This is a genomic window from bacterium (genome assembly GCA_040757115.1).
Lineage (GTDB): Bacteria > UBA9089 > CG2-30-40-21 > CG2-30-40-21 > SBAY01 > JBFLXS01.
On the sequence record JBFLYA010000124.1, the window covers coordinates 1 to 11159 of the forward strand.

Consider the following 11159-nt stretch of genomic DNA (forward strand, 5'->3'; position numbering starts at 1 on the left):
CTGAACGGTTACTAATGGATTAGTGAAATGGGGAAGATAATCGAGATTCCATTTACAGAGAATCTTATTAAATTTATCGGCGAACAGATACTTGAAAAACAAAGGTATGATTATTCATCAACCGCTGTTGTATTTGCCCATCGCCGTCCAATTCTGTATCTTCGCCAGATGATGACGAAACAACTAAATCAGCCATTCTTTCCGCCAAAGATGTTCTCAATGGACGATTTTATCTCCTCTCTAACCTCACAAATCCTGCCTGATTTTACCCTCGTAAACAGACTGGATAGCATCTATCTGCTTTTTCAGGCAGTTACAAAACTCAACAAGAACCCCTGGGATAAACCGGGTTTTTCATTTGCTCAATTTTTACCCTGGGGAATAAAGATTGAACGGGTAATCGAAGAAATTGACATTGAAATGGTTAAAGATGAAAACCTCAAGGGTATCCAGATAGAAGAACTATGGGAACCAAATGTTGTCCGCAATGCTGGTCTTTTAATGGGGCATCTTGCAGAGATTCGTAAAATTTATCATACCCTTCTTGATGAGCAAGGTCTGATAACTCGTGGTAGAAATTATGCACTGGCGGCGGAGAATATCGAAGAATTATCTCTTCCATTCAAAACCATCTATTTTGGTGGACTTTTTGCGATGAGTCAGGCAGAGAAAACGATTATTCGCTATCTCCTCAAACAACCAGCCGTTACTTTTATCCGTCAGAACGATGAAATCCAATGGACACCATTTGAAGAAATGAATGAATGGGTAGAAGAGATAGAGCACGGAACACAAAGCACACAACACAGAGCAGAGATATTTTTACATGAGGCATTTAACACTCACTCTGAGATAGTGGAATTAAGAGATATTATCACAGAAGACCGGTCTGAGTATGAAAAAACAGCCATTGTTTTACCTGACCCTGAACCGCTTATTCCTTTACTCTCTGAGGTAATGACTACCCTTGAGACAGACTATAATATCACGATGGGCTATCCAGCAGTCAGAACACCAATTTATGCCCTTTTAGACCTTTTTATAAAACTTCAGGAAACAAGGCGAGATAACACTTATTATGTTGATGCCTATCTCTCCCTTCTAATGCATCCCTATATTAAAAACATTCAGCACCAACTTAAATCTACCCAGATGCGAATTCTGATTCATTCTATAGAGGAAATACTTCTGAACAAGGGGAAAATGTTTAATAGCCTTGATGAAATTGAGGAGGAGGCTGAAATATTTGAGCAGGCACAGCGATTGACTGCAGGAGAGGTTACCACTGCGGATTTCAAAAATACCCTGATTGAGTGCCACGATATCTTTATCAGGAGAATGGATGGAATCAGGACTCTTGCCTCTCTGGCAGATTTTTTCGAGGGAATTCTCATCTATCTGGCAAAATTCAGCCCGGCTATTCACTATCCATTTTCTGGAGAGTTTTTCAATAGTTTTTTTCTTTTTCTGGACAAAATCAAAATCTCCATCCTCAAAGACGAAGAATTTAAAGATACTAATAACCTCATCAATCTCTTTCGTTATATTGTTAGAGAAGAGCAAATTGCATTTCAGGGAGAGCCGCTTAAAGGTCTGCAGATTATGGGGTTATTGGAAACACGGGCTTTAAATTTCGACAAAATCTTTTTATTAAATGCCAACGAAGGTATTCTTCCAGCAAGTGAACCTTTTGATTCGCTTTTGCCACTTCCATTAAGGACTGCTCTGAAAATGCCACTTCACTATCACAATGAAGAAATCTACCGCTATCATTTCCATCATCTCGTCTCATCCAGTCGCCAGATTCATATCTTCTACTTGAAAACTGAAAAACAACTTCGCAGTCGGTTTGTTGAAAAATTAGTCTGGGAAGAAGAAAAAAGAAAGGGACAGATAGGAGTTTTGAAAGCAAGTCAGGTGGCATTAAATGTTTCGTTTCCTCGACGGCATAGGTTTGAGGTAGCTAAAAATCAGGAAATTCTCGATATTTTATATAAAATAAACCTTTCGGCGACTGACCTGGAATCTTATCTGGACTGCCCGGTTAAATTTTATTTCTCAAAGGTGCTAAGGCTTAAAGAAAAAGAGGAGATACCAGATGAACTCGAGGCTGAACGGATTGGAAATATTCTTCATCAGATATTGGAACGGCTTTATCGCCCCCTTTGCGGCATAGGAATTCTGGGAGAAAAAGAGTATGTTGAACTTGAGAGAAATCTGTCTGGGGTAGTAGAATCTGTTTTTCTGGAGAATTTTGGCGAGATTCGAGGCGAACAGTATCTTCTTCAAGAGATAACTGTTGCCCGTTTAAAAAAATATATCCAATCAGAAAAGAAACATATTGGCAACTGCACAATAATCTCTACTGAAGAAAATTTATCCTGTTCTTTTTCACTGGCTGATGGAATTAGTATTTGCCTGACTGGTCGTGCCGACCGTATCGACCATCTGGGAAAAGAATGGATGATAATTGATTACAAATCAGGGAATCTAAAAAGATTTAGACTATTTGATAAGATATTGAAATCCCGTGATGAGATGAAGAAGGAAATAGAGTCTCTTCAACTTCCTTTTTACGCCTTGCTTTATCAAAGGATGCATCATATCCTGCGCAGTGAAATAAATTCTAAACTGGTTTCTCTTCGTCTGGATGAAGAAAAACTCCTTTTTGATGAAAATGTTGACCGTGAGGAGTTTTTAGAGGAGATATTTCTTCCGACATTGAGGAATCTTATCGCGGAAATATTAAGTCCAGATATTCCCTTTGTGGTCGATGGCAAGGAAGAAAGGTGCCGTTTTTGTCCTTTTCCAACCTTCTGCCGCAAGGGATGAAATATGTTTTGACTGGTTATGAGGTAATCTACAATGCCAATTTCAGTTTTGAATCCTTTTATTTCTTTAATTAAAAAATCACCTCAGTTTATTACCATTAGAAAAAATATCATCCAGGGCATAAAAAAACAATCTATTTCTGGGCTTTATGGCTCGGCAAAGGCATATTTCCTTGCCGCATTAAAAAATGAAGTCAATCGTCCATTCTTGATTATCCTGCCAGGCCAAACTGAAGCAGAAAGATTCTATACAGACCTCCAGGCTTTTTCAGAAAAAGAAGTCCTTTTTTTCCCGGATTTAGAAATCCTATCTACGGATGAAATACCACCACACAAGGAATTAGTTGGTCAACGACTGGCTGTCTTAGATAGATTATTATCTGCAAAATCAGAAGATGTCATCATCGTTAGCCCCATTCGGGCTATCCTTTATAAGACCTTTTCGCCCAATACCTTACAGCAGACAAAAATTTCCATCCAAACAAGTATTAGTCTTGATATTCTCCTTGATAAACTTATCCAGCATGGATATTTGCGGGATGAGATGGTGGAAACAAAAGGCACATTTAGCCATCGCGGTGGAATTGTTGATGTTTATCCTGTCCATGCTGACCTTCCTGTCCGTATTGAATTTTTTGGGGATGAAATTGAGTCTCTCCGCCAGTTCGATACCATTACCCAAAGGTCAGTGGCTTTTATTGACCAGGTAACTATCCTGCCTGTGCAAGAAAATATCAAGGAAAATGACGGCAGTATCTTTGATTACCTGTTAGAATCTTCTCTGGTCGTTCTGGATGACCCGGCTTATCTCCAGAATGAGGCTAATCGGTTACAAAATGTAGGTAAATTCAATATTCAAGGTTTGACACAACCCCTTGTAACCTTTGAAGATGGTGGAGAATTTGAGTTTTTTACCCGACCTATTTTAGAATTTAAAAACAACATTGCCTTATTTATTGATGAATATAAAAATTGGCAGGAAGAAGGTAATCAGATTGTCGTCATTGCTGGATACAAAGGACAGGAAATGCGAATAAAGGAGTTATTGAAAGATGAGAATTTAATCATTACCTCGGCTGATATTAAACAGGGATTTCAATTTAGAGAAATTCAATTGGTTTTAGTTACCGATAAAGAGATTTTTGGCTATCAAGCACCAATCCAGCTACGAAGATTTGACCATTCAGACACTCTGCCTATTTCAACATTTACCGATCTTAAAATCGGTGATTATGTTGTCCATAATAATTTTGGCATAGGTAGATATGCTGGCATAACCACCCTTAAGGTAGAAGGGGTAAAAAAAGACCTGCTTTTGATTGAATATGCCCAGGGAGATAAACTTTATATTCCTTTAGACCAATTTGGGTTAGTCAATAAGTATATTGGAGATAAAGATAGACCTCCAAAAATATATCGTCTGGCAGATCCCACCTGGACACGGGTAAAGAACAAGGTCAAAAAGTCCCTTGAGTCAATTGCTAAGGAGTTAATTGAGTTGTATGCGGCAAGAAAATCATTGCCAGGATTTGCTTTTTCTAAAGATACTGATTGGCAATATGAATTTGAGGAAGGATTTATTTACGAGGAGACACCTGACCAACTCAAGGCAATTTCAGACATTAAAAAAGATATGGAAAATCCTCAACCAATGGACAGGTTAATTTGTGGTGATGTCGGATATGGAAAAACAGAGGTTGCTTTGAGAGGGGCATTTAAAGCCGTGCTAAATAGCAAGCAGGTCGCCGTCCTCGTTCCCACAACGATTTTAGCCTTTCAGCACTACAATACCTTTGTGCAAAGACTTGCTCCTTTCCCAATCAAGGTAGAGATGTTAAGTCGGTTCAAGACTAAAGCGCAACAACGAAAGATAATTGAGGGATTAAAAAACGGCCAGGTCGATATTTGTATTGGCACACATCGCCTGCTTCAAAAGGATATTGCCTTTCATAATTTAGGTCTTTTGGTGATTGATGAAGAACAACGATTTGGGGTAAAACATAAAGAAAAACTTAAAACATTACGCAAATTGGTTGATGTTCTGACATTGACCGCAACACCTATTCCCAGAACCTTGTATATGTCTTTATCTGGAGCCAGGGATATGAGTATTATCAATACCCCGCCTCCAGAACGATTACCGATAAAGACATTTATTTTGCCTTTTAATAAACAGGTGATTAGAGAAGCGGTTCTTCGTGAGATGGAGCGTGGCGGACAAATCTATTTTGTTCATACTGAGGTGAAAACAATCTCTCGACTATCTTTGTCTTTAACCCAGATAGTTCCTGAGGCAAAAATTGCCATTGCCCATGGCCAGATGGACGAACATGAACTTGAAAATATAATGTTAGAGTTTTTAAACCATAAATATGATGTCTTACTCTCCACCTCAATTATTGAATCAGGCATAGACATATCTACGGTCAATACGATTATTATTAATAATGCCCACCAGTTTGGTCTGGCACAACTTTATCAATTAAGGGGACGGGTTGGTCGGTCAAAACATATGGCTTATGCCTATCTTTTTTATCCAACAGAATTTATGGTCTCCGAGATGGCTAAAGAAAGATTGGAGGCAATACGCGAATTTTCAGATTTAGGTTCTGGATTTAAAGTGGCAATGCGCGACCTGGAAATACGCGGGGCAGGCAATATCCTTGGTGCTGAACAACACGGCAATTTACTTGAAGTCGGATTTGATTTATATTGTAAATTACTTCAGGAGGCAGTCGCCAGGGTAAAAGGAGAAAAAATCGTAGATGAGACCTTGCCAGGTATAGATTTACCCTGTGATACTTATATCCCGGAAGAATATATTAAAGATATTACTCAACGATATGCCGTCTATAAAAAACTGTCATCCTGTAAAGACTTTAATGCCTTACAAGAAGTTAAAGAAGAATTGGCGGATAGATACGGGAAAATCCCAATGCCTGTCCAGAGGCTTTTAGAGCTTTTCCAGATGCGGTTGATGGCAAAAAAAGTCGGTATTACCTCCTTGAGTATCTCTAAAGGATATATGACCATTGAATTACCGTCGGATGAAAAATTAATCCCAAATGTTCTTTCTTTAGTCACTACCTTTCCTGAATATTTAACACTAAATCCAAGAAAAACTAATTGCTTGATTTTAAAATGGGGTAAAGATGAGGAAAAGAGTATTTCGTTTTTGAGAAAGGTATTGGAGAAATTGGAAGTGTAGGACGCAAGATTTCGACCTCTGCAGTTAAAATAAACCACGAAGGGCACGAAGACCACGAAGAAAAAATATTGTAACTATTCAGTAATTATTCAGCCACAGATTAACACGGATAAATAGCAGAGGACAGAGGGCAGAAGGCAGAAGGCAGAGGGCAGAGGACAGAGGGCAGAAGGCAGAGGGCAGAGGACAGAGGGCAGAAGGCAGAAGACAGAGGGCAGAGGACAGAGGGCAGAGGACAACAGGAGAAAAACCCTTTAGCCTAATTACGGACACGGATACCGGACACGATTCACGAATTTTCCGTGTTTCATCCGTGTCCATCTGTGGCTGAATAGTTACGATTTGGTTTATAATTCTTCGTGCCCTTCGTGTTCTTCGTGGTTTTAAAAGATGTGAGGAAAGTTAATCTAACCGCACAGGTGGAAAATTTGTGTGGAGCAACGCCAACACACAATTCTGGGTTGAACTAACACAATGGAGTATTATTTGGAATTTGAATAAAAGGCTATTTTGGATTTGGTAGGTTTAGTTGTCTATTTTTGAGACTTCTATAGTTCGCTTTAATCCAGGTGTGAATGATTTTAAGCCGCATAAAGGGAATATTATCGGTTTTTGTTTCCCTATTTACAAATTTACATATTACTTAATTAAGTAATATACCTAAAAAGAAAATTCATTATTATCAGATAGTTACAAACCTATTACTTAAAAATTGGGAAGTTACGGATCAAGATAAAATAATTTACATACGGGGGTGGCTATCATGCTCCCGATGAGTACAATTTTTATAGGTCGCTGTCCCTGTTTTTGTCCTTATCAACATCATCTCTTTTTTATCCCGCAAGGAATCCTATAGAGCCTCTGGCGTCCTGGCGACCTCAAGGGATAGGTGTGCCCTCTTACGAAAAACTAAACATATACAATTCCTACTGTTTGGGTTTTTTCGGCTGATTGTTCTCGATACGATGTTGAAAAAGCAAGTTTTTATCAGCAAAATACAAAATCATCCTCCCAAACCAGTCAATTTTCCAGCTGCCTTGGCAAGAGGATTAAGAATTTTCTCTACCAATTCAATTGAAGCCGACTCTTTACCTATCCGAATCTTCCATTTTCCATCCTTGTAGGTAGCCTCCCCTTTAATAGTTGCAGCAAATAATATCATAGCTGCTGCTGTGCCAACAGCAAGGATGATACCTGCAAACATATCGTCATCCTTGTATGTCTTCAACTCTTCGGCTAAGATTTTTTCTAGTCCAGGTTGTTGCGCCATGGCTAATAATATGTTTCTGGCACAGTCAGATGCGTCCTTAGCATCCAGGGTTTTCCCTTTTTCATCAGACGATAATTTAAAAATCGGAGATAACTCTTTAGATCCCTTAATTTCTGCAGGAACTAAGCCGATTAATTCTCCTTCACCCTCTTCAAGACCGCTGAAAATTTTTCTGCTAAAATGGTTAAAAAAACGCGTGACTTGAAAGTCGTCAAATTTGGTTATTTGTTCTATTAGTTTTTGTGACATTTTTACCTCCAATCTCCAATTAGTGAAAAGGCGGCCCAATGGTACGGGTCGGAAGTTTTGTCAGTATTCTTGAATTCAAGAACCGTGTTGCGCCAAGCTATAGCCCGGCTGTTGCCCTTCTTTAGCCAATAATTATAAAAGGTTGTGGCAAATTGGGAAGTTGTTTGTGCCGAGGTTTGCCAGTTTGTAGATAGAATACTGGTCGCTCCATTTTGTAAGAAAGCCCATTCTAATCCTAAGGGATCCCCACCGAAACCCCGCTTTGCAAGGCCACTTACACAAGCCTGGAGGGTTACATGGCTATTGGAGAAGTCTAATTTTAAATCTAAAATTTTTTCAGGAGACAATATATGTTCTTCTCCTTCACCTTTACCCAAAATTTCCAGGTCTGGTAAATCTTCGTTAGCCGATAATATTAGACCGGCTGATTTAAAGGGATTAGGATCAATTTTTAATTTACCATCAGGGAATCGTCCGTGTGTTGCAAAATGTAATAACTTATCTTGAAGGTTTGTTACGGATAGTTTTCCTATGTCAGCCTCCTCGTGGACTAACATTGTGCCTCCTTTCATATGTTTATTCAGCCATTTACCGGCTTCTTTAAAGGCATTAACCTTGGCCTGATTTTCCAAGTCTTGTCGGGAAGGCACCTCAACATGAATAAAATACTCTGGGATTTGAGCATTTCGTTTAAAAATTTGGTCTAAAGAATGCGCTCCCGGAATACGGGAAAGAGAAAAGAGTTCTACTAATGGCCTGCCATTCACTTCCATATAATGAAATGGGATAATCAGTAGTGCATCATGGGGTGAATAACATAAATGTTCGCCTTCCTTAATCTGTCCTTCATCCAATAACGGACCAATAAACTCAATGAGTCGGCTTAACTGTTGGGGAACATCATTAGGAATTCTGGGCCCAAAAGGATTAGATGGATCCGGTTTACCCCACAACTCAGGATTACTAATAGAACCCAAATAATTAATACTTTCTTTGGATATAGCAACCTTGGTAGCCTCAATATGTCCTAAAGAGGTTTGCATGGCACAAAACATCCAATCATCATCCACGAAAGTTGTTAAATAATGGCTTGAAAGTTCTTTCATCCAGTTAGGAAGTTCATTGAGAGCTTTGGAGAATTCCCTTTCGGTAGCAGGTTTCCCTGTTTTTTTAGTTTGGATGTCTGCGAGAATTCGGCTTTTACTGGCCTCAATTGCTTCCATGAGTTCTTTATATCGTCCTAACTTGTAAAACAATGTACAAAGGGAAGCATATAAATATGGATAACGCTCGCTTAAACGAGCCCTTTCAACAGGATCAGCTATTTTACTTCTGGCATTTTCAATATTTGTCCTTATTCTCTGTAGTTGTTCCACTGCTTGTTCTTCACGATTTGTACGGTTGTAAGCCAGATATAAAGACCAACAAGCCTCATTTTCCGTATCAGGAAAATGATGTTCCTTCATCCAATCTCTTCCAAAAATTAAGATGGGTTCTATCTTAGCAATTTCTTCAGGATCATTACCCTTTTCTGGATCAGTAAATAGATAACTGGCATCAATAATTTTTTGTTTGACGGTTAAAACATTAAGGGCACCCGAAGTTCCAAGAACTTCTGAATCTATGATTACCCCGGCTATATCCTTCAAACTTTTATAATACTCCAACGAATCTTCTTGAGTTTCCTCAGTTTCTTTAGCACATCCAAGGGGTCCCAAAACATCTATAAGCTCTTCCCTGCCAGGACATTTAACTTTACCAAGTAAGTCCGTTCCGCCTCCCTTATGTTGATCAATTCGGTATTTTAGTGCCCGGTATTGAACCTGGGTGAAAGTTGGGAGGGAAGATTCATCTATTTCGTTCAAATGTTTCTCTGCCTCATCGTATTCTTCCAAGTCTAATTCAGATTCAATCCTCTTGAGTAAAACCATATAGAGGTTATCTGTATCACCAATTGATCGGAGCCATTCAATAGGCTCATCAATCAATTTTATGGTGTCCTGGTGCAGTCCTATGTTTTGAAGAGTGGTCATCCAATTCAAAGCTGCTCGACCTGCAATCATTCTTAAAGTCATTGTGTCACCCTGGTCAGCTTCGTAACCTTCCCGGGCCAATAAGTAACATGATTTTGCTATCCTTTTACCCAATTCATAATTTCCTGATAGCAGACAACCATGAGCCAGGAAATCCATAGATTGGGGGACCATTTCCGGAATGGAACTTTGTGCGGATTGTAAGGCTTCTTCCTTGAAAGGCATTGATGGACAGTCCTCTACAAATTCGATTCTTTCATTTTGATTGCCTTTCTTAAAAATTTCAAGAATCTCATTAACAGATAGATTATCAATAGAAGAAATCATACGAATTGCTCCTTTCTTTTTCTAACAATAAAATAAACAGTGAGCGATAGTAAATCCGCTTCATTGGTTAGGCAAAAGATTCACTCCACAAATGTTTTTCTCATTTCTTCCAGCTTGCCAAACTATCTCATTTCAGTAAGCTTACCAAGAAATATTTAGCTTTTAAGGTTTGACCATAGCTCTGCTCCTGACTCTGCCGATAGTACTTTCCCGGCGATGTAATAAATTTTGTTCCCTTTTATATCACCATCTTTTTATCTAAAATGCGTTTGATTGCTCGAGATTAACCTTAGCTATGTCCTGGAGACCTTATGGGCATCGAATTCTTAATGCGTTAGATAGTGTATTCATACAAGGTGTCCTAACTCCTGCCTGAGTTACTTGTTCTCAGCAAGAAGGTCAAGGGTTAATATGAAGGGGGTGTCCAGTCAATGCCCGCATCAGCCGCCATACCCATTAAATCGCCAACGCGACTCTCATAGCGTTGACGTGCAAGATCATCCAATTGGTGCATTTGTGTTTGGGCTTGCATGAGCATCTGCGCAATTTGAGCTTGTTGTTGGGGATTCAATTGGCTATTGTTTCCTTGAGGGATATGAGTCAACATTCCCTCAATTTGGGACAACATCTGATTGAAGTTTCTCTCTGCGTGCCGTACAGCCACTTTTGCCAGCCATACAAAAGACACGACCCAAATGACCCCCCGGCTACCGATAAAACTGCACCTATGATGAAAATCCAAAGAATATCCATCTTTGTACCTCCGTAGGGATTAGGGGACGTTCTTGACTCATAACTGATAGGAAATTGATTTTTTGAGTGTTTTGGGTATTATATCCATTTGTGCCCATTGTGAGGATATTTTACCACAAATTTTATCCTTTGTCAACAAAAAATTCGGCTCTTTTGAAAAAGATTGACATACTTAATAACTTTTTAGAAAACTGCTCCCTTCTCCTAATATACTCTCCTTCTTCTGTAAAAATGTAATATCATATTAATTGTATTTTGTCAAGTGTTTTTTTTGAGGGTGTTGAAAAAGTCGTTTTTTAGGAAAGGGTAGTTTTTGGAGGGGTGAATTTTCTAAAAACTGCAAAACTGCCTCCCTCTTTGAATTTAACCTGCAATCGGCAAGTGAGCTAACCAGAATAGCGTTAACCCCTTGATATATCAGTAGTTAATCTGTTAAAAAATCTGTAGATTTTTTAACAAAAATGATTGACATTGGCCTCCTTCTATGC

Annotated in this window: 5 protein-coding genes; 2 read left to right on the forward strand and 3 right to left on the reverse strand. The window is 38.9% G+C overall.

All coding sequences use genetic code 11. The features are described from left to right. Window positions 1-27: 27 nt before the first annotated feature. Both AB1422_11595 and mfd read left to right on the forward strand, forming a co-directional pair. Window positions 28-2832: a PD-(D/E)XK nuclease family protein gene (locus AB1422_11595; GenBank protein ID MEW6619958.1), complete on the forward strand. Its 2805-nt coding sequence runs from the start codon at window positions 28-30 to the stop codon at window positions 2830-2832. A gap of 33 nt (window positions 2833-2865) precedes the next feature. Beyond that, window positions 2866-6039: a transcription-repair coupling factor gene (gene mfd, locus AB1422_11600; protein MEW6619959.1), complete on the forward strand. Its 3174-nt coding sequence runs from the start codon at window positions 2866-2868 to the stop codon at window positions 6037-6039. 1003 nt (window positions 6040-7042) lie between these two features. On the opposite strand, the gene AB1422_11605 is transcribed toward mfd, so the two are convergent. The 3 genes from AB1422_11605 to AB1422_11615 form a co-directional block, all read right to left on the reverse strand. Beyond that, window positions 7043-7558, reverse strand: coding sequence for a hypothetical protein (locus AB1422_11605; protein MEW6619960.1), 516 nt, complete (start codon window positions 7556-7558; stop codon window positions 7043-7045). A 2-nt stretch (window positions 7559-7560) separates the two neighbouring features. Beyond that, window positions 7561-9918 (reverse strand): CHAT domain-containing protein, encoded by a 2358-nt coding sequence (locus AB1422_11610; GenBank protein MEW6619961.1) that lies wholly within the window; start codon window positions 9916-9918, stop codon window positions 7561-7563. A 406-nt stretch (window positions 9919-10324) separates the two neighbouring features. Continuing rightward, on the reverse strand, window positions 10325-10606 hold the full coding sequence (locus AB1422_11615) for a hypothetical protein (protein ID MEW6619962.1): 282 nt from the start codon (window positions 10604-10606) through the stop codon (window positions 10325-10327). Window positions 10607-11159 lie beyond the last annotated feature (553 nt).

Bases quoted from the DNA above. Each gene is read 5' to 3' on its own strand.
- mfd (MEW6619959.1), top strand. From the start codon at position 2,866: ATGCCAATTTCAGTTTTGAATCCTTTTATTTCTTTAATTAAAAAATCA.
- AB1422_11610 (MEW6619961.1), bottom strand. From the start codon at position 9,918: ATGATTTCTTCTATTGATAATCTATCTGTTAATGAGATTCTTGAAATT.
- AB1422_11605 (MEW6619960.1), bottom strand. From the start codon at position 7,558: ATGTCACAAAAACTAATAGAACAAATAACCAAATTTGACGACTTTCAA.
- AB1422_11595 (MEW6619958.1), top strand. From the start codon at position 28: ATGGGGAAGATAATCGAGATTCCATTTACAGAGAATCTTATTAAATTT.